Source organism: Streptomyces sp. NPDC001927 (genome assembly GCF_053594455.1).
This window is the reverse complement of the sequence record NZ_JBSFEN010000010.1, coordinates 87,822-107,204: the sequence shown is the minus strand read 5'-3', so window position 1 is coordinate 107,204 and position 19,383 is coordinate 87,822. Positions and strand designations below refer to the sequence as shown.

Sequence of the window (19,383 nt, the reverse complement as noted above, 5' to 3'; positions counted from 1 at the left end):
TGCCCGAGCGGGGCTGTGGACGACACGGTTCCGGCCCACCGGCGAGGAGCGGCCCGTGGAGCCGGGGCTCCCGCATGCGGTGACGGTGGCCTGATGTACGGTCCCCCTCGCGGCGCGTCGAGGAGCACTCCGTGCCGCATCAGGGAGGGAAAGCAACAAATGCGTACATCTTGGGGAAGAAGTCTGGCCACCGCGGTCACCGCGCTGGGGCTCACCTCGCTCGGGCTGTTCGGTGCGGGCGCGACGCCCGCGCAGGCCGCCATCAAGGACTGCCCGAAGGGCTACTTCTGCGCCTGGCAGGCCGACAACGGCGCGGGCACGATGTTCAAGACGAACGTCGACAAGGCGACGCTCGGGTCCTGGGACAACAAGTTCTACTCGGTCGTGAACCACACGTCCCTGTACGCCTGCCTGTACAGCGGCCCGAACTACGACGGCACCAACGGCACCGACATCTGGGATCCCGATCCCGCCGGTACCGAATGGGGCTACGCACAGCCGAAGACCGTCAGCTCGGTGAAGCTCGTCCCCACGGTGCGGGAGTGCGACGGGGCCCCGTACCCCGAGTGGCACTCCGCCGTGGCGCCCACGGCGGCCGGCTTCGGCGACATGAACGGCGACCGGCGGGCGGACGTGCTCGTCCGGGACCAGGTGGGGCGCCTGTGGTTCCTGCCGGGTGACATGTCCGGCAGGATGGTCGGTTCGGGCGGGTGGAACGCGATGAACGCGCTCACCCGGCACGGCGACTTCAGTGGTGACGGCCGCGAGGACGTGGTCGCGCGCGAGGCGTCGACCGGCAAGCTGTGGCTGTACCCGGGTACGGGCTCCGGGACCCTGGGCACGCGCAAGCTGCTCGGCAGCGGCGGCTGGAACGCGATGAGCCGCGTCGTCGCCTTCGGCGACCTCTCCGGGGACGGTCGCGGCGACGTCGTCGCCGTGGAGAAGTCCACCGGGAAGCTCTGGCTCTACCCGGGCACCACCTCCGGTGGCCTCGGCGCGCGCAAGCTGCTCGGCAACGGCGGCTGGAACGGCATGAACGCCCTCGTCGCCGCCGGTGACATGAACAAGGACGGCCGGGCCGACCTGGTCGCGCGCGAGGCTTCCACCGGCAAGCTCTGGCTCTACCCGGGCCAGGCCGGCTCCTTCGGGTCCCGCGTGATGATCGGCTCCGGCGGCTGGAACGGCATGCACACCATCCTCGCCGTGGGCGACTACGGCGGCGACGGCGCCGTCGATCTCGCCGCCACGACCACGGGCAGCTTCGTCGCCGACGGCTGCCGGGGCGCCGGCTGCCTGGTGCTCTACCCCGGTACCGGCACCGGCGGCCTGCAGGCCGGCCAGCCGCAGGCCTGGGACTGGTGGCACCTCAACGGCGTCTTCTGACAGACGGAAGGGAGGGCCTTCGTTCCGCATCTCGGACGAAGGCCCTCCCTTCTTTCGCTCGCGCGTCAGAACGCCCGGAACGTCAGGGCGCTCGGAACGTCAGACCGCTCAGAGCGTCAGAACGCGAAGACCGAGCTCTTCCACATGCCGACGTTCATCTCGCACCGGTTGCCGTACGTCGCCGACCACGTCACGCGCTTGCCCTTCCAGATGCCCTCGCCCGTGACCGTGACCGGGTCCCAGATGCGCGTACAGGGGGCGGCGGCGTTCGCGCGGGTCAGCCGGCCGAAGTCGCCGTCCACGGCGTTCAGCTCCTCGCAGGCGGACGCGGGCGCCGGGTGCGTGCCCGTGGCCGTGGGGGTGCAGCCCAGGGTCACCGCGCGCTCGACCGTCGCCGACGTCACGTCCTCGCCCTTCGCCACGGAGAGCACCAGCGCCGACGGCGGGTACAGGCGCGTCGGCTCGGCCTGCGCGGAGGCCGGCGTCGCGGCGACGCCGATCAGTGCGAGACCGGTCGCGAGGGCGGTGGTGAAGGCGGTGTCACGGAGCAGGGGACGCATGGAATTGTCCTTTCGGGGCGGGTGCTGCCTGATTGCGCCCCGGAGTCTTGCCGATGCGGAGGGTGATCGCACATCCTTCGCCGCTTTCCGGTCACGACCGAACGTTCGGCCTGTTGGGGGCGGGTGCGGCCCTCGCTGAGAGCGCTCCGAGCGCAGCTGGTCCAAGGTCGAACAACCAACTGGCCTGCGAAGATAAGGAATTGGTTCGAATTCGCACGACATCCGGAGACGGTGGTTCGGCCGGAAGCCCGTGCCGAGCCCGTGCAGGGACGGGTGCGCCGCGCGCTCCTCGCCGTACGCTCGATCGCCTATTCGGTCGCACGATGGGGAGGGGATTGATGCGCACCACCATGCTGCGAGGCCTGGCCACCGTTCTGGGTCTCGCCTCCGTGGCCGTGCTCGGGGTGGGCGGCACGGCGCCCGCGCGGGCCGCGGCCTCCGACTGCCCGCAGGGCTACTTCTGCGCGTGGAAGAACGAGTCGGCCACCGGGACGATGTTCAAGGCGAACACGGACCAGGCGACGCTGGGCAGTTGGGACAACGCGTTCCGCTCGTTCACCAACCGGACGTCGATGTACGCGTGCCTGTACGACGAGAAGGACCACGCGCCCATGGGCGGGTACGCCTCGCTGGGCCCCGACGGCCCGGGCGAGTGGGGCGCCTGGCCGACCTCGCCCACGAGCTCGATCAAGTTCGTCCGTACGGAGCGGGAGTGCAGCCGGCCCGCGTACCCCGACTGGAACGCCGCGGGGGCGTACGCGGCGCCCTTCGGCGACATGAACGGTGACCGCACGGCCGACCTGCTCTCGCGGGACACGGCCGGCCGGCTCTGGTTCCTGCGGGGAGACGGCCAGGGCCGGCTCGTCGGTACCGGTGGCTGGAACGCGATGAACGCGCTGACCCGCCACGGCGACTTCACCGACGACGGCTGGGAGGACCTCGTCGCCCGTGAGGCGGCCACCGGCAAGCTCTGGGTCTACCCGGGCGTCGGCAGCGGCTTCTTCTACGAGCGCAGGCTGATCGGCAGCGGCGGCTGGAACGGCATGGCCCAGGTCACCGCCTTCGGTGACCTCACCGGGGACGGCCGCAGTGACCTCGTCGCGATCGAGAAGTCCACGGGGAAGCTGTGGCTGTACCCCGGGAACGGCTCGGGTGGTCTCGGCGAGCGCCTGCTGATCGGCTCCGGCGGCTGGAACGGCATGAACGCCCTCGTCGGCGCCGGTGACATGGACCGCGACGGCGTGACCGACCTCGTCGCCCGTGAGGCGGCCACCGGCAAGCTCTGGCTCTACCCGGGCGGCGCCTCGGCCCTCAAGGCCCGCAAGCTCATCGGCACGGGTGGCTGGAACGCGATGGACACCTTCATCGCGGTCGGCGACACCAACGGCGATGGCTACGCCGACCTCTCCACGATCACCAACGAGCAGTACCGGATCGACGGATACCCCGGCCATCTCGGCTGGCTGCTCACCTACCCGGGCGTCGGCGACGGTTCGCTCGCGAGTGGGCAACGCGTCGACGGCGAGTGGTGGGGCCTGAACGGCGTCTTCTGACAGGAGCGGGGGCGGCCGGACCGCAAGGCCCGACCGCCCCCGCACGCTCACTGCCGCCTACCCCTTGCTGACCGCCGCCAGGATCTCCGGCAGCCGCCGCGCAGTCCGGGGCGCCGCCAGCTTCAGGCCGCCCCACAGCAGCAGCGCGCCGTACAGCGTGCCGAGCGGCAGCAGGATCCACAGCAGGGACGTCTCGTCCTCGACGTTGAGGTAGATCGCCGCCCCGATCACCGGGGCGCACAGCACCGCCGCCGCGAACATGCCGCCGAAGATCGAGATCCAGGCAAGTCCGCCCTGCCCCGGCGCCACGTTCTTGTACGCGCTGTCCTGCGGGATCGAGTACGGGAAGAGCGCCGAGGCCAGCGCCCCGACCCCCAGCATCGCGCCGAGCAGCGCGAAGGCCACGCCCAGCGCGTCCGGCAGCGACGACCAGGCGCCGGAGACGACCGCCGTGCCCGTGGTCACCAGGACCGTGAACGGCAGGGTGATCAGGAGCAGCGTCAGGGCCCGCGCCCGCAGTTCGGCGTACGCGTCCGCCGGGGTGGAGATCGTCTGGGCGACCATCCAGAACGCCGAGGTGTCCTGCCCGAACTGGTTGTACATCAGCATGCCGAGCATCCCCGAGGCGAAGCAGGCCCAGTAGACCGAGCCCGCGCCCTGGAGCGCGTTGAACATGGGCACGATCGCGCCCATCGCGAGCGAGGTGATCCAGGCCATCTTGGTCTTCGGGTCGCGCCAGATGTAGCGCAGGCTGCGCTCCATCACCGTTCCCGTACGCCCGCCCGGCAGCATCCGCGCCAGCCGTCCCGTGGACTCCCGGCCGCTGCCGGCCGAGTCTGGGGCCGCGCCGATCGTCGAGCCGTCCGGCTCGGTCATCAGCCGCACCAGGCTCCGCTGCCACCAGTACAGCAGCGCCCCGAGGGCGACGGCCGTGAGCAGCAACTGCGCCGCCGCCACCGCGTAGTCGCCCTCGCTCGCCGAGTCCACGGCCGAGACCGCAGAGGCGGGCGGCAACCAGCTCACGACCGCCGTCGCCGGTTCGAGCGTCGACAGACCCCCGGCCCGGCTCAGGCGCTGGGCGCCCAAGTTGACCACCTGGATGCCGACCGCGATCACCAGACCGCTCAGTACCGCGAGGTCCCGGCCCTTGCGCGAGGTCAGCAGCCGTACGTTGGCGGCCGCGACGGCCCGCGAGAGCGCCACGCACACCAGGACCACCAGCGGCACGGCGACGACCGCCGCCGCGACACCCGCCGCGCCCCGCGCGAGCGCGAGGGCCGCGCCCAGGCCGGCGAGCAGGGTGAACGCGGGGCCCATGCCCACCAGCGAGGCCACGAGCAGCGAGCGCACCAGCGGGCGCGGGTGCAGCGGCAGCATCACGAGCCGCGACGGGTCGAGCGTCTCGTCGCCGCCGGACACGAAGAGCGGCATGAACGCCCACGACAGCGCGATCACGCCCGTCATCAGGATCGCGATCGAGTCGGCGTCCGCGTACCCCCGCAGCAGGACGAAGCCGAGCAGCAGCAGCGCGCCGAAGAGGACGGTGACGACGATCGACGTCACATAGACGGCCGTGCGCGCGGCCGACTGCCGCAGCCCGTTGCGCAGCAGGGCCAGTTTGAGCCGGACGAAGACCGACGTGAGCGAGTCGGGGGCGGGCGCCGTGGTCATCGGGCCGTACCCCCGCCGAGCCAGTCCAGGGAGTCCCCGGCCGACTCGCGCCCGTTCGCGCCCACCAGCTCAAGGAACGCGGCCTGCAGCGACGGCGCGTCGCCCCGTACGTCCGCCAGCGGGCCCTGCGCACGGATCTGGCCCGCGGCCATCACCGCGACCCAGTCGCACAGCGACTCCACCAGCTCCATGACGTGGCTGGAGAAGACGACGGTCGCGCCCGAGCCGGTGTACCGCTCCAGGACGCCCCGGATCGTCTGCGCGGACACCGGGTCGACGCCCTCGAACGGCTCGTCCAGGAAGAGGACTTCCGGGTTGTGCAGGAGCGCCGCGGCCAGACCGATCTTCTTGCGCATACCGGTCGAGTAGTCCACGACCAGCTTGTTCTGCGCGCCCGCCAGGTCCAGGACGTCGAGCAGCTGCGCGGCCCGCTTGTCGACCTCCGCACCGGGCAGCCCCCGCAGCCGCCCGGTGTACGCGAGGAGTTCACGGCCCGAGAGCCGCTCGAAGAGTCGCAGCCCCTCCGGCAGGACCCCGATCCGGGCCTTGACCTCGGCGACCGACTCCGGGTCGCGCCACACGTCGTGCCCGGCGACGAGGACGCGCCCCGCGTCCGGCCGGAGCAGACCGGTGATCATGGAGAGGGTGGTCGTTTTGCCGGCGCCGTTGGGCCCGACGAGACCGATGAACCGGCCCGCGGGCAGCACCAAGTCGATGCCGTTCACGGCGATCTGCTGCCCGAAGCGCTTCCACAGCCCCTCGACGCGAACGGCGGGCACCGCTCCCGGTCCCCCGGGGGCGGTGCCCGCCTCTACGTACATTCCGTCAGATGCCTGGTCAGGCATGGTCCGTCAACCCCTCGGTCGTCCCCGTACGTCGTACGAGCACACCCTAAGGGGCCACCTCTCAGGGGCGCCTGGCCCGTGCGGCCGCCGCTTCCCGTCCGCAGGCGTACGCGAGGGGGCTGATGAGCTCCTCGGCGTCCGGCAGCCAGCGGTTCGCCGGGGTGGGCCGCCGCGCCCACTGCACCGCGCCGTGCCCGCCGACCCGGGTGGGCGGCGCCGCCACGTAGAAGCCCTCGCCGCGGGTGGTCAGGTCGATCGAGGCCGGGGCCCAGCCCAGCTTCCGTACGAGATCGGGGACCTTGGTCGCGGCGCCCGGCAGCACGAAGAAGAACATCCGGCGGTCCGGCGTACAGGTCACCGGGCCGAGCGTGAGCTCCATGCGCTCCATCCGCGCGAGCGCCAGGAAGCCCGCCGACTCCGGCACTTCGATCGCGTCGAAGGTACGGCCCGTCGGCAGCAGGATCGACGCCTTGGGCTGCTTCGACCACATGCGCCGCGCCCCGACCGCGCTGCCGGTCGCCTGGGTCGACCAGTCGGGCCTGGCCGGGTGCGCGCCGGGAGTGACGCACTCCTCCGCGCCGCAGGAGCACCGCTCCCGCCCCTCGACCGCCTCCAGCCAGGTCCCCGGGAACACGTCCCAGTGCCGCTCTTCCGCATACCGCACGGCGCTGTCCAGCAGCTGCTCGCCTCGCTGCTTGGGGATCTGTGCGGCTTCCGTGACTCCGATGGTCTCTTCCACGGTGAACTCAACTCCCGCCGTCACCTGGGGTTACGGGCGGCGTGCCGCGCGGTGTGGAGCATCGATCCTGCACGACGGGGCGCATGGGTGCACGGACGGGGGCGCGCGTGGGGCCGGGGAGCGGTGGTGGGGTAGCCAGAGGTGGGGGGTGTCGGCCGTGCCCCGCGCCTGGGTCCGTGGCCGATGCGTCCGGTTTCGCGTGTTCACATCGGCATTGACCGGATATCCGCCGGGCAGTGATCAGTTCTCTTCGATCACTCACGGCCTCAGGGGGTAGTCATGTCAGCCAGGCCACTTGTCGCCCGTCAGCCGAACGAACGGCTGCAGGCGCTCATTCAGGAGGCAGCGTGTTCCAACGCGGGCCTCGCCCGCAGGGTGAACATGGTCGGGTCCGAGCGCGGTCTCGACCTGCGGTACGACAAGACGTCGGTGGCGCGCTGGCTGCGCGGGCAGCAGCCGCGCGGGCGGGCGCCGGGGATCATCGCGGAGGCGCTGGGCCGCAAGCTCGGCCGGACGGTCACGATCGACGAGATCGGGATGGCGAACGGCAAGAACCTGGCGGCCGGTGTGGGGCTGCAGTTCGCGCCGACGGTGCTCGGCGCGATCGAGCAGGTCTGCGAGTTGTGGCGGAGCGACGTGGGCCGCCGGGACTTCCTCTCCGGGTCCACGGTCGCGGCCTCCGCGCTGGTGGAGCCGAGCCGGGACTGGCTGATCACGGGCGCGGACGCGCACGTGGCGCGGTCGGCGGGGGCGCGGGTCGGGGTCTCGGACGTGGAGGCGGTCCGGGCGATGACGGCGGCCCTGGTCGACCTGGACCGGCGGTTCGGCAGCGGGCATGTGCGGCCGGTGGTCGTGCACTACCTGAACAGCGTGGTGGCGGGGCTGCTTTCGGGTTCGTACCGGGAGGCGGTCGGCCGGCAGCTGTTCGCGGCGGTCGCGCGGCTCACGGAGCTGGCCGGGTACATGGCGGTGGACACCGGGCAGCCGGGGCTCGCCCAGCGGTACTACATCCAGGCGCTGCGGCTCGCGCAGGCCGCGGGCGACCGGGCGTACGGCGGCTATGTGCTGGCCGCCTCGATGAGTCACCTGGCCGCCGAGCTCGGCAACCCGCGGGAGATCGCGCAGTTGGCGCGCGCGGCGCAGGAGGGTGCGCGGGGGCGGGTGACGCCGCGGGCGGAGGCGATGTTCTTCGCGGCGGAGGCCCGCGGGCACGCGCTGCTCGGGGACGCCCACTCCTTCGAGGCGGTCGCGGGGCGTGCCGTACGGGCCCTTGAGCGGGCGGAGCCGGAGTCGGGCGACGACCCGTCGTGGATCGCGCACTTCGACCACGCGTACCTCGCCGACGAACTGGCCCACTGCCACCGGGACCTGGGGCAGGCGGAGGCGGCGGCGCGGGCGGCCGAGGAGTCCTTGGAGGGGCACCCGGAGACGCGGGCCAGGCGGCGGGCGATCGGCCTGGTGCTGCTGGCCTCGGCGCAGGTGCAGCGGCGCGAGGTGGAGCAGGCCTGCCACACGGGCACGCGCGCCCTCGAACTCCTCGCGACGCTGCGGTCCTCGCGGGGCGCGGAGTATCTGGACGACCTGAAGGACCGTCTGGACCCGTTCGCGGGGGAGCCGGTGGTACGGGAGTTCGGGGCGCGGCTCGCGTTGCACGCGGCGTGACGGCCGGCCCCGGCTGCACGGGGGCCGGGCCGGCTACGGCGTCGGGTCGGTCCTGGTGTGGAGGACGTCGCGGGCCTGTTCGGCGGCGCGGGTGATGCTCTCGGCGACGAAGTCGACGAAGCGGGCGATGTTCTCCAGGCGGGCGGCGGCCGGGGTGTCGGGGCCGAGGACGCGGACGCCCTCCCGTGCGGTCTCGGCGAACTCTATGTTCGACCGGGCGGAGGCCATCATCGACTGGTACCAGACGTCGGCGTCGGCGAAGTAGCGCTCGCGGCGGCGCTCGTCGCGCTCCCGGCGGACCAGGCCCTGGCTCTCCAGGAACGTGATGGCCTTGGAGATGGACGCGGGGCTGACCTGGAGGCGCTGGACGAGTTCGGCCGCCGTGAGGCTGCCCGAGTCGGTGGTGAAGAGGCAGGTCAGCACCGCGGACGTCATCTTGGGCAGGCCCTGGCGCATGAGGAGGGTGGTGAACTGCTCCTCGTACTCGCGCACCGCCTCGGCGTCGCGGCCGTAGGGCTGCGGGGGCGCCTCCGCGCCCTTGGGGGTGGCGGGCCTGCGCCGGTGGGCGCGGTGCTCGGTGGCGCGGTGGGCCAGGTCGGCGCGGTAGGCGGTGGGGCCGCCGTTGCGCATCACCTCGCGGGTGATTGTCGAGGTCGGACGGTCCAGGCGCCTGGCGATCTCCGCGTACGCGAGGCCGTCGGCGAGGCCCAGCGCGATCTGCTGGCGTTCCTGCTGGGTGAGTCTGCCTCCCGGCATCGCGATCTCCCTGTCGATCGTCCTTCGATGTTCCTACGGTCCTGCTCCGCGCGGTCAGCATAGCGTTCACCCCTCGCCCAATGCAACGGGCGAGGGGTTTTGCGTTGCGTTATCGCCTGAGTCGTTGCAATGAAATATGGGGGTCTACCTGCATCAATGCAGTTTGAGTGCAACGAGCTTGTTGCGGGATCAGTGAACACAACGTAGCGTTTCTCTTGTCAGAAACACGGAGCACGGAAACAGAAACCAGGAGAAAACCATGCAGAAGTTCGCCACCACCGCCCCGATCGCCGCCGTTCTCGACATCGCCGCCGGCCGCGTCCAGGTCATCGCCGCCGACCGGGCCGACGCCACGGTCGAGGTCCGGCCCGCGAACGCCTCGAAGAGCCGCGACGTGAAGACGGCCGAGCAGACCACCGTCAGCTACGACGACGGCGTCCTGCGGATCACGACGCCGCCCGCGAAGAACGGACTCCTCGGCAACGTCGGCTCCGTCGAGGTCACCGTCCAGGTGCCCGCCGGCTCCCGCGTCGAGGGCAAGGCGGCCGCCGCCGAGTTCCGGGGCGTCGGACGGCTCGGGGACGTCGCCTTCGACGGCGCGCACGGCACGGTCAAGATCGACGAGGCCGCGAGCGTCCGCCTCACCGCGCTCGGCGGTGACGTCACCGTCGGCCGCCTGAGCGGCCCGGCCGACATCAGCACCCTGAAGGGCGACATCCGTATCGCCGAGGCCACGCGGGGCGCGGTCGTCCTCTCCACCCAGTCCGGCGACCTGTCGGTCGACACGGCGCGCGGGGTCTCCGCCACCCTCGACGCCGGCACCACCCTGGGCCGCGTTCACAACTCCCTCACCAACTCCGCCGGTGCCGCCGCCGAGCTGAACATCAAGGCGACCACCATCCAGGGCGACATCACCGCCCGCAGCCTCTGAACCGTACGAACGGGGGCGATCAGGGGCTTGAGGCAAGGGAGTTGACGGTGAGACCGGTACGGGCCCGTTGTGGGTCTGTTACCGGTCTCACACGTGTGTGCACGGCCCTGGACGCACCCGGTAGCGTGAGCCGACGATTCCGTAGGTCCATCAGTAGGAGTCCCGGTGACGCAGAGCGGACAGGGGCCGGAGCCGCAGTATCCGGCGGTACGGCCCACGCACGAAGGTGTCGTGCTGCCCGCGGAGGGCGGCGTGGAGACCGGCCAGGGCGTAGGCCCGGCCGGCGGCACGCCGTGGGGCGGCGCCTGGGGCCCCGGCGGGGCGCCGCAGGGGCAGCAGCCCCCGCACTCCCAGCCGTCCGCGCAGCCGCTGCCCCCGGCCATGCCGCTCCCGCCGGAGGCCGTGCCGGGCGGGGCCTCGGACATGCAGGCGACGCAGTACATCGCACCGATCCCGCCGCAGGGCGCGCCGCCCGCCGCGGGCCCGGGGCCGATGCCGGGCCCGATGCCCGGCGCCATGCCAGGTGCGATGCACGGGGCGCACGGACAGATACCCGCCGACACCCCGCCGCCCGGTGGCTACGGCTACCCCGCGCCCGCCCAGCCGCCGGTCCAGCCCGGCTACGGCTACCCTCCGGCCGCGCCCTCCCACGCCGACATGCAGGCGACCCAGCACATCCCGCCGGTCGCCGCCCAGAGCCCCGCCCAGGGCGCCGGTTCGGACACGCAGTTCCTCGGCACCGGCCCCCTCGGCCGGCCGCAGCAGCCCGCCGGGGCCTCGGACGCGACCCAGTACATCGCCCCCGTACCGGCGCAGACGCCCGGTGAGCGGCAGCCGCCCGCCGAGTTCGACAACCTCTTCCGCAGCGACTCCACGCAGCACATGCCGCAGCCGCCGCAGCGGCAGTTCCAGCAGGCGCCGTACAGCCCGCCCGCCCAGCAGGCCCCGCAGCAGCAGTTCCAGCAGCAGCCGCCCGTGCCGCCCGGCTTCCAGGGCGCGTACCAGGACGACTACGACGACGAGCCCGAGCCGCGCCGCAGGTCGCCCCTCGCGCTGATCGCCGCCGTCGTCGTCGGCTGCGCGGTCGTCGGCCTCGGCGCCGGCGCGCTGCTCAGCGGCGGGGACGACGAGAAGGACAAGGGCCCCGGCCAGAACGTGGCCGCCAGCTCCGGCGCCCCCTCGACCGCGCCCAGCGGTCAGGCCGCCGACCCCGCCGAGCCGCAGGCGCAGGCCCTCGACAAGCTGCTCGCGGACAGCAACAACAGCCGCGACGCGGTGATCCGCTCGGTCGAGGCCATCAAGGAGTGCAAGAACCTCGACCAGGCCGCCGCCGACCTGCGGGACGCCGCCGGACAGCGGCGCGCCCTGGTGACCCGGCTGCAGGGCCTCACCATCGACAAGCTGCCCAGCAACGCCGACCTGAACACCGAGCTCACCAAGGCCTGGCAGGCGTCGGCGTCCGCCGACGACCACTACGCCGCCTGGGCGGACCAGGTCAAGGGCAACAAGAAGCTCTGCAAGGGCGGCAAGGCCCGGGGCACCTCGCACACCGTCGAGGCCGGCAAGAAGAGCTCCGACGCCACGATCGCCAAGCGCAAGGCGGCGGCGCTGTGGAACCCGACCGCCGAGAAGTACGGCCTGTCCAAGCGGACCCCCACCCAGCTGTAGGGAGGGGGCGCCCGGCTCGGCGCTCCGAACCGTTACGGAGCGCCGAGGACGGTGTCGCCGACGTCGACGAAGCCGGGCTTCTGCGCCACGAGCTGCCCCTTGCGGACCACCTGGAACGTCACCTCGTGGTTGACGATCCGCGGGAAGCGGGGGGCGCCGAGCATGTCCTCGTACCGCCAGCGCAGCTTCGGGGTGAGGCCGCCGGTGTCGATCTCCACCCCGCGGTCCAGGGCGTGCGCGACGGCGGCTGCCGAGATCGAGTCGGTGTCGAGCGACTCGATCACCTTCTTCAGGACCGTGTACGCGATCCAGGTCGTCTGGACGCCCGCGTCGGTCGGGTCGACCCGGTTGTCGACGAACGCGTGGTCCTTGATGACCTTGCGCATCGCCCCCCAGCGCTCGTCGTTCGCCTCCGGGTACCAGCCGGTGACGTACGCGCCCTCGAAGGGGCTGTGCGCGCCGCCCGTGCGGTCGACGACGGGCTGGCTGACGCTGCCGAGCACGGAGGAGATCCGTACGCTCTCCGCGCCCTTGCCGTCCTCGCCGTCCTGACCGTTCTGGCTCTCGTCCTGCTCCTGCGCGGGGAGGCGCCGGAAGGAGTCGAAGAAGGTCTGGGTGCGCTCGCCGAGGACTGCGGCGACACAGCCGTCCTCGCCGCCGGCCTTGGCGCGGGCCCGCTTGGCCTGCGCGGTGTACTCGGCGGCGTCCTCGACGGCCGGGATGTCGGTGGCGCCGTCGTGACTGCTCTTGCGCAGCCCGGAGTTGAGCAGATCGGGCAGCTTGTCGCCGGCGAGGGTGTCGGGCCTGACGAGGGAGACCTTGCGGCAGTCCTCGGCGAGCTGCATGCCGTGACCGGCCATGAGCGAGGCGAGGCCGCCGTTCACCGGGTAGGAGAGCGGGCTGGTGAACTCGTCCTCGGAGACGCCGTATCCGCCGATGTACGGGATCTCGGCCGCCTCCAGGGGCGCCATGAAGGCGCGGCCGTTCTGGCTGTACGAGCCGACGACGGCGACGACCTTCTCGCTGACGGCCCGGCGGGCGCAGGCGGCGGCGCCGGCCGAGGTGTTCTGCTCGTTGCAGGTGAGGATCTTGAGCTCGTGGCCGTCGATCCCGCCGGAGGCGTTCACCCAGCGCGCGTAGGCCTGGGCCATCGCGGGCATGCCGGGCTGGTTGGTGGCGCGAGTCCCGTCGGGTGCCCACGTCATGACGGTGACGGGCTCCCTGGATCCCCCCGTGGTCCCAGGGATCACGCCGCAGCCGGTGAGCAATGACGCACCGGCCGCTGTCGCCGTGACGTATGCGAGGAGTGAGGTCATTCGCCTACCGGTCATGGGCACGCACAATTCCGCCTCACGGGTAACGCAGAAGTGTGCAGAGTTCAACGAGGGGTGACGTGAGGGTGAATTACCGGGGTTGATGCCCTGGTGGGGACTGCGCGGGGAGCGTGTCGGAGGCGTGCCGGCGGGTTACCGGGAGGGTTGCCGGAAGGATGCCGGCGGGGTGCCGGAAGGGTGCTGGTCGGGCGATCTTGATGGGGAACGTACGATCGAACGGTGTCCAGTCCAGTCTCAGGTTCGGTGAACTCTTCCCGTCGCGGCCGTCGCTCCTCCACCATGGGCGGCATGCCGCTCAACGACTTGCCGTGGTGGCGCTGGCGCAGCAACGTGCGCTCCGCGCTGCACATGCTCTCCGACCCCACGTTCCACGAGACCACCTGGCTGACCGGCCAGGAGGGGTACGGCGACGTCACCGACGCCGTCTACCGCCTGGTCGAGGACACGTGGCTGGACAACTGGTCCGCCGAGAAGTACGTCGGAACGATCTTCCGCGACTCCGGCGAGGCCGCCCTGGTGGACGTCGCCGTGCTGCGGGTGCTGCGGATCATGCACCAGGTGGGGCCCGACGCGCCGTTCTCCGCGTACATGGAGCACCACGGCTGGCCGGAGGCCGTACGGGCCGCCCGCGAGGCACACATACGGATGGCGCAGTCGGACGGCGAGGACCCGGACACGCCCCCGCGCTCGCTCGAGGTCCTCCGCATCATGACGGGGTCGGTCGGGGCGTGACCGCGCCCGTCCGCCGTTTCATGGCCGGGTCCGCCTGACGGACGCGGGCCGTGCCCGCCGTGCGCGGTGTGGCACCCTACGGGGATGACCGACCAGTACGTCCTCACGCTCTCCTGCCCCGACAAACAGGGCATCGTGCACGCCGTGTCGAGCTACCTCTTCATCACCGGCTGCAACATCGAGGACAGCCAGCAGTTCAAGGACCGCGACACGGGCCTGTTCTTCATGCGCGTCCACTTCTCGGCGGAGGAGCCGGTGACCGTGGAGAAGCTCCGGGCGAGCTTCGCGGCGGTCGGCGACTCGTTCACGATGGACTGGCACATCAACCGGGCCGACGAGCGGATGCGCGTCGTGCTGATGGTGTCGAAGTTCGGCCACTGCCTGAACGACCTCCTGTTCCGCTCGCGGATCGGGGCGCTGCCGGTCGAGATCGTCGCGGTCGTCTCCAACCACACGGACTTCTCCGAGCTGGTGAGCTCGTACGGCATCCCGTTCCGGCACATTCCGGTCACGAAGGACAACAAGCCGGAGGCGGAGGCCGAACTGCTCGCCCTCGTCCGCGAGGAGAACGTCGAGCTGGTCGTACTCGCCCGCTACATGCAGGTGCTCTCCGACGACCTGTGCAAGCAGCTGTCGGGCCGGATCATCAACATCCACCACTCCTTCCTGCCGAGCTTCAAGGGCGCCAAGCCCTACCACCAGGCGCACGCGCGCGGCGTGAAGCTGATCGGCGCGACGGCCCACTACGTGACGGCCGACCTCGACGAGGGCCCGATCATCGAGCAGGAGGTCGAGCGTGTCGGCCACGAGGTCACCCCGGACCAGCTGGTCGCCGTCGGCCGCGACGTCGAGTGCCAGGCGCTGGCCCGCGCGGTGAAGTGGCACGCGGAGCGCCGCATCCTGCTCAACGGCCGCCGCACGGTGGTCTTCGCGTAAGGGTCCTCGAACCTCTACAGCCTGCTGAGCGAGGCCGCCGCGAAGAGGACGTCGCGGATGGCCTCGCGGTCGCCGTCCTGGCCGGCCGCGGCCTCCTCCGGCGGGATGTGGCCCGCCACGAGCTGGCAGAACTCGACGCCGTCCATCGCCACCTGGGCCACCGCGTGGTCCGGGGAGCCGACGGCCGCCGGGGAGTCCAGGGCGATGTACCAGTGGCCGCCGCCCGAGCCCTCGACCTCCAGGTGGAGCGAGCGGCCGGGGGCGCCCGCCGCGACCAGATGACGCGACGGGGACGCCAGGCCCGCGCGGCGCCGGTCGGCCAGGGCCGCCGGGAGCAGCCGGGCCGCCAGGTCGATCATGCCGTGCAGGTGCGTGCCGCTCGGCGGCTCGTACGGGTACGCCACCGCGTTCGCGATGTCGTCCGCGTGCACCCAGCACTCGAAGGCCCGTTCCAGGAGCGAGTCCCGCATGGGCAGCGCGAAGTCCCCGTACGTCACCGTCAGGTCGGCCACACCCCGCCCGGCGAACGAGACCGTGCGGATCAGGGTGTGGCTCTGCTCCCGCCACGGCTCGCGCACATCGCGCGTCGGCGGGTGGTACGAGCCCCGCCAGTACTCGTCCGTCCGCTCCGAAGGCGTGACCGCCGTGGTCTTCGCGCCCAGCGGGTCGTCCAGGCCGAGCGCGGTGGACACCAGTCCGTCCACCGTCAGCAGATGACCGATGACCCCGGCGACCGTCGTCTTGCGGGTGACCGGGCGCTCGCCCTCGAACCACTTCAGCCGGACCGGCGCGTGCCACTCCGACTCGCCGATGTCCCGCAGCAGCGCGTCGAGCCGGGCCGTCTCCGCGTCGTACGGAGTCGCCCAGGCCGGCACCGGGATACGGGCCGGGCGGCGGCCCAGACAGTTCTCCAGGACTCGGGACCGAAGCAGCGGGTCGAGGTCCAGGTCGCGCTCGGAGTGCAGCAGCCCGACCGCGTCCCGCAGCCGCAGCGCCTCGTCCGCGCACGGGGCGCACTCGGTCAGGTGATCCTCGACGGCCTGGGTCTCCTCGGCCGAACAGGCGGAGAGGGCCCAGGCGCCGAGGAGCGATTTCAGGACACTGTGCGGGGGCGGCGGAGGAGGCGGGGGAGGGGCGGCGGCGAGAACAGGCTCGTCGTGCGTCTCTACGGGGCTGGAAGTCAGTCCTCCCGCCGGACGCGCCGCCGGCTCCGCCGTCAGGTCGGCATGGTCGTCGGCGGCCGCGCGCGGTCCCGGTATCCGGGGAGCGCGCGCCACCTCGTCGGGCGTGTCGTCGGGGCCGTTCACAGGGAGCGTCCGTACCCGGGAGGCGAGGAGCCCTCCAGCGGGCGGGTGTTCGCCGTCGACAGCAGCTGAAGCCCGAGCCGCAGCCGGCGCCGCGCCTCGTCCTCGGTGACGCCGAGGTCGGCGGCGGTCTGGCGGTAGTCGCGGCGCTGGAAGTAGGCCAGTTCCAGCGCGGCGCGCAGCGGCGCCGGCATGGAGGTCACGATGTAGTCGGCGCGGGCGGCGACCGAGGCCTGGCGCACCTTCTGCTCCAGCTCTTCCGCGGAGCCCTCGCCGGTCTCGGCGTACGCCGTCGCCTCGGTCTGCCTCAGCCGGTGCACGGCCTGACGCTGGGTCAGCTTGGCGACCCAGGAACGCATGTTGCCCTGCTTGGGGTCGTAGGCGTCGGGGTTCTCCCAGATGTAGCCGAAGACCTCGCGGGTGACCTGGTCGGCCGCGCCGTCGTCGTCGAGGACCCGGTGGGCGAGGCTGTGGACCAGGGAGGCGAACCGGTCGTAGAGCTCGCCGAGCGCGGCGGCCTCACCGCGCGCCAGCCGCTGCTGCATCCTGCGGTCCCAGCGCGGTGGTGTGTCCTTCGCCATGCGTCGACCTCCCGACCCGAGTTCGCCTTCCAAAGTAATGGGCCGCCCGGCGGTGCACGCCCCTTTGTGACAAGTACGCCCCCAGGGGCGTACCGGATGGTAAGGAACACGTCGTTCCCGATCCAGGGGGTTTCGAGCCCCGATCCCCGGGCAGCGGGAGGGGATGGGAACGACCGCCTCCGCTTGAAACCACCGCTTCCTCCCGAAGGGCGCGACGCGTGAACCTCCACGTCGACGTTGAAGAGCTGGGCCCCTGGACCGTGCTGCGGATCCAGGGGGAGCTGGATCTGCTGACCTCGCCCCTGGTCAGGAGACGGGTCCACGACGCCGTCGCGGGCGGCCGGCACGATGTCGTGCTCGACCTCTCAGGGGTGCTTTTCTGCGACTCCAGCGGGGTCGGCGTACTGATCGCCTCCCGCCGCCTGATGCGCTCCTGCCGAGGCCGCCTCCGGGTGGTCCTCCCCGCCCGCGGCTCGGAGGACGCCTCCCACGTCAACCGCGTCCTCGCCGCCCTCGGCGTCCGCCGCCTCTTCGACGTCTACGGCGACGCGACAGCAGCCGTCGACGACGAGGCCCAACCCCTCTCGGCGTGACCCGGGACCCCCGCCGCTCTCGGCACGACGGCCCGGATCGTCGTACCCTCCGTGGCATGGAGCCCATGGAAACCGAGCAGGATCCCGGACAGCTCTTCGAGCACCGGATCGCCCGTCGATTCGCCGCCTTCGACCAGGACGGCGACGGGACGATCTCGCGCGAGGACTTCAGCACGGCGGCGAAGCGCCTCCTCACGGAGTTCGACGTCTCCTTCCGGTCCGACCGCGGCCAGGCGCTGTGTGACGGTGCCGAGGCGTTCTGGCAGGGCATGGCGGGGATCGCGGACGTCGACGGAGACCAGAAGGTCAGCCGCGAGGAGTTCCTCGGCGGCGCCGTGAAGCGGCTGCACGACCACCCCGAGCGGTTCGCCGAGATCGCCCGGCCGTTCCTGCACGCCGTCCTCGCCATCGCCATGACCCCCGCCGATGTGGAGCGGGCGCTGCTCGCGCTCGGCATCCCGCCGGTTGCGGCCGCGCTGAGCGCCCGTACGCTCCCGACCGTCGCCTCCGGGTCCGTCGACGAGCAGGCGGCGGTCGGTGCCTTCGCGCACTACTTCATGACGGAGTAGGCGTCCCGGAGCCGTAGCGCTCCCTGAGCTTGTACTTCAGGACCTTTCGCAGCGTCTCGTTGCGGGGCAGGGCCTCCACGACCTCCAGCTGTTCCGGCAGCTTGTGGACCGAGAGGCCCTGCGCGCGCAGGAACTCCGTGACCGCCGCGAGCGTCAGCGGGGCCGCGCCCGGTGGCTGCTCGATCACCGCGCAGACGCGTTCGCCGCGGTCGGGGTCGGGGAGGCCGATGACGGCCGCGTCGCCGACGCCCGGGTGCTCGTGCAGGAGGTCCTCGATCTCCTTCGCCGAGATGTTCTCGCCCTTGCGGATGATGATGTCCTTGATCCGCCCGGTCAGGACCAGATGCCCGCTCGCGGTGACGTGGCCGACGTCGCCGGTGATCAGGAAGCCGTCCTCGTCGAAGGCGGCCGCGGTCTGCGCCGGGTCCAGATAGCCCTGGCAGACGGCCTCACCGCGCAGTCGGACCTCCCCGGAGCCGTTCCCGGAGCCGTCGTCCGCGATGCGGATCTCCATGCCCTCCGGCGGCCGCCCCTCCGTCGTCGCCAGGTTCTCCACCGTGTCGTCCGGCGACCCCATCGTGATCATCGGGACCTCGGTCATGCCGTACCCGTGCGTGAGCTGGCAGCCCATCTCGCGGACCACCGCGTGGTAGACCTCCGGCGGCTTCGGCGCCCCGCCGCCCGCGAGCAGCCGCAGGCTCGGTATCAGCTTCTCGCCCGGCGGCAGCTTGCGCTGCTCGGCGAGGAACATCGAGTAGAAGGCCGTCGACCCGCCGGCCACGGTCACGCCGTGCCTGCGGTACTCCGCCAGCGCGTCGGGCAGTGCGAACTGTTCGAACATCACGGCGGGGAATCCGTACAGCAGGAGCATCACCGTGTAGTCGGGCCCGGCGATGTGGGCGTACGGGAAGGCCATCGAGCCGATGTCGTCCTCGGTCAGGTGCAGCGCGTGCGCGAGGCACGAGCCGCCCGCGACGAGGGAGCGGTCGGTGTGCAGGACGCCCTTGGGGTCGGAGGTCGTGCCCGACGTCCAGTAGATCCATCGGACGTCCGTGCCGTTGGAGGGGGGTGGGGGGAGGACCGCCGGGTCCCCGTCCGGCAGGGACTCCGGGGCGTACGCCTCGAAGATCCCGCGCGCGCCCAGCCGGTGTGCCATCTCCGTGTGGTCGAAGCCGCGCCACACGCCCGGTACGGCGAAGAACTCGGCCTTCGACTCGCGCAGCGCGAAGCCCACCTCGCGGTCCCGGTAGAACGGGATGACCGGGGACTGCACCGCGCCGATGCGGGCGAGCGCGAAGGAGAGGACCGCGGTCTCGATCCGGGTCGGCAGCTGCCAGGCCACGACCGTGCCGGGCCGCACCCCCATCCCGTAAAGCCCGGCGGCGCACCGCTCGGCGCGGTCGCGGAGTTCGCCGAAGGTGAGGGTCCTGTCCTCCTGGAGCAGGACGGGCCGGCCGGGGGTGAGGGCGGCGCGGCGCTCGACCAGCTCCCAGAGGGTGCGGGAGGTGCCCAGGGTGTGTGCGGTGTCGGTCATGACGGTCCCCTCCGCGTCCATCGGCGTCCATC

At 72.1% G+C, this 19,383-nt stretch carries 18 protein-coding genes; 9 read left to right on the top strand and 9 right to left on the bottom strand.

Going from position 1 to position 19,383, the window contains the following annotated elements; genetic code table 11:
- Positions 1-159 precede the first annotated feature (159 nt).
- Positions 160-1,383 (top strand): FG-GAP-like repeat-containing protein, encoded by a 1,224-nt coding sequence (locus tag ACWCO8_RS26400; protein ID WP_451034342.1) that lies wholly within the window; start codon positions 160-162, stop codon positions 1,381-1,383.
- 116 nt (positions 1,384-1,499) lie between these two features.
- On the opposite strand, the gene ACWCO8_RS26395 is transcribed toward ACWCO8_RS26400, so the two are convergent.
- Positions 1,500-1,943, bottom strand: coding sequence for a subtilase-type protease inhibitor (locus ACWCO8_RS26395; RefSeq protein ID WP_362007173.1), 444 nt, complete (start codon positions 1,941-1,943; stop codon positions 1,500-1,502).
- Positions 1,944-2,281: 338 nt separating this feature from the next.
- On the opposite strand from ACWCO8_RS26395, the gene ACWCO8_RS26390 reads away from it, so the two are divergent.
- Complete coding sequence (locus ACWCO8_RS26390) at positions 2,282-3,496, top strand: FG-GAP-like repeat-containing protein (protein ID WP_451034341.1); 1,215 nt, start codon at positions 2,282-2,284, stop codon at positions 3,494-3,496.
- 57 nt (positions 3,497-3,553) lie between these two features.
- Here ACWCO8_RS26390 and ACWCO8_RS26385 read toward each other — a convergent pair whose 3' ends face one another.
- From ACWCO8_RS26385 to ACWCO8_RS26375, 3 genes are all read right to left on the bottom strand, one after another.
- Entirely contained in the window at positions 3,554-5,167 is a 1,614-nt protein-coding gene (locus ACWCO8_RS26385; RefSeq protein ID WP_451034340.1) for a transporter, read from the bottom strand.
- Positions 5,164-5,988, bottom strand: a complete 825-nt coding sequence (locus ACWCO8_RS26380; protein WP_451034568.1) for an ABC transporter ATP-binding protein — start codon at positions 5,986-5,988, stop codon at positions 5,164-5,166. Before ACWCO8_RS26380 ends, ACWCO8_RS26385 begins: the two co-directional genes overlap by 4 nt.
- An 85-nt stretch (positions 5,989-6,073) precedes the next feature.
- Positions 6,074-6,751, bottom strand: a complete 678-nt coding sequence (locus tag ACWCO8_RS26375) for a bifunctional DNA primase/polymerase (protein ID WP_451034339.1) — start codon at positions 6,749-6,751, stop codon at positions 6,074-6,076.
- Between the two features lie 279 nt (positions 6,752-7,030).
- Between ACWCO8_RS26375 and ACWCO8_RS26370 the strand changes: the two genes are divergently transcribed.
- Positions 7,031-8,413 (top strand): transcriptional regulator, encoded by a 1,383-nt coding sequence (locus ACWCO8_RS26370; RefSeq protein WP_362007164.1) that lies wholly within the window; start codon positions 7,031-7,033, stop codon positions 8,411-8,413.
- A 33-nt stretch (positions 8,414-8,446) separates the two neighbouring features.
- On the opposite strand, the gene ACWCO8_RS26365 is transcribed toward ACWCO8_RS26370, so the two are convergent.
- On the bottom strand, positions 8,447-9,169 hold the full coding sequence (locus ACWCO8_RS26365) for a helix-turn-helix domain-containing protein (RefSeq protein WP_451034338.1): 723 nt from the start codon (positions 9,167-9,169) through the stop codon (positions 8,447-8,449).
- A gap of 259 nt (positions 9,170-9,428) precedes the next feature.
- On the opposite strand from ACWCO8_RS26365, the gene ACWCO8_RS26360 reads away from it, so the two are divergent.
- Complete coding sequence (locus tag ACWCO8_RS26360; protein ID WP_451034337.1) at positions 9,429-10,100, top strand: DUF4097 family beta strand repeat-containing protein; 672 nt, start codon at positions 9,429-9,431, stop codon at positions 10,098-10,100.
- A 165-nt stretch (positions 10,101-10,265) separates the two neighbouring features.
- Positions 10,266-11,768: a hypothetical protein gene (locus ACWCO8_RS26355; RefSeq protein WP_451034336.1), complete on the top strand. Its 1,503-nt coding sequence runs from the start codon at positions 10,266-10,268 to the stop codon at positions 11,766-11,768.
- Positions 11,769-11,800: 32 nt separating this feature from the next.
- Here ACWCO8_RS26355 and ACWCO8_RS26350 read toward each other — a convergent pair whose 3' ends face one another.
- Entirely contained in the window at positions 11,801-13,099 is a 1,299-nt protein-coding gene (locus ACWCO8_RS26350; RefSeq protein WP_451034335.1) for an ABC transporter substrate-binding protein, read from the bottom strand.
- Positions 13,100-13,381: 282 nt separating this feature from the next.
- On the opposite strand from ACWCO8_RS26350, the gene ACWCO8_RS26345 reads away from it, so the two are divergent.
- Both ACWCO8_RS26345 and purU read left to right on the top strand, forming a co-directional pair.
- Entirely contained in the window at positions 13,382-13,834 is a 453-nt protein-coding gene (locus tag ACWCO8_RS26345) for an SCO4402 family protein (RefSeq protein WP_362007863.1), read from the top strand.
- Between the two features lie 84 nt (positions 13,835-13,918).
- Positions 13,919-14,770, top strand: a complete 852-nt coding sequence (gene purU, locus ACWCO8_RS26340) for a formyltetrahydrofolate deformylase (RefSeq protein WP_362007151.1) — start codon at positions 13,919-13,921, stop codon at positions 14,768-14,770.
- 14 nt (positions 14,771-14,784) lie between these two features.
- Here purU and ACWCO8_RS26335 read toward each other — a convergent pair whose 3' ends face one another.
- Positions 14,785-16,077 (bottom strand): maleylpyruvate isomerase N-terminal domain-containing protein, encoded by a 1,293-nt coding sequence (locus ACWCO8_RS26335; RefSeq protein WP_451034334.1) that lies wholly within the window; start codon positions 16,075-16,077, stop codon positions 14,785-14,787.
- Complete coding sequence (locus ACWCO8_RS26330) at positions 16,074-16,655, bottom strand: sigma-70 family RNA polymerase sigma factor (RefSeq protein WP_362007147.1); 582 nt, start codon at positions 16,653-16,655, stop codon at positions 16,074-16,076. Before ACWCO8_RS26330 ends, ACWCO8_RS26335 begins: the two co-directional genes overlap by 4 nt.
- A gap of 218 nt (positions 16,656-16,873) precedes the next feature.
- Here ACWCO8_RS26330 and ACWCO8_RS26325 point away from each other — a divergent pair, with 218 nt between their 5' ends.
- Both ACWCO8_RS26325 and ACWCO8_RS26320 read left to right on the top strand, forming a co-directional pair.
- A complete protein-coding gene (locus tag ACWCO8_RS26325; RefSeq protein WP_362007146.1) occupies positions 16,874-17,248 on the top strand; it encodes an STAS domain-containing protein in 375 nt (124 codons plus the stop codon).
- Between the two features lie 56 nt (positions 17,249-17,304).
- Positions 17,305-17,817, top strand: coding sequence for an EF-hand domain-containing protein (locus ACWCO8_RS26320; RefSeq protein WP_362007143.1), 513 nt, complete (start codon positions 17,305-17,307; stop codon positions 17,815-17,817).
- Here the strand turns inward: ACWCO8_RS26320 and ACWCO8_RS26315 are convergent.
- A complete protein-coding gene (locus tag ACWCO8_RS26315; protein ID WP_451034333.1) occupies positions 17,804-19,351 on the bottom strand; it encodes a class I adenylate-forming enzyme family protein in 1,548 nt (515 codons plus the stop codon). The two genes, ACWCO8_RS26320 and ACWCO8_RS26315, sit on opposite strands and share 14 nt — an antisense overlap.
- Positions 19,352-19,383 lie beyond the last annotated feature (32 nt).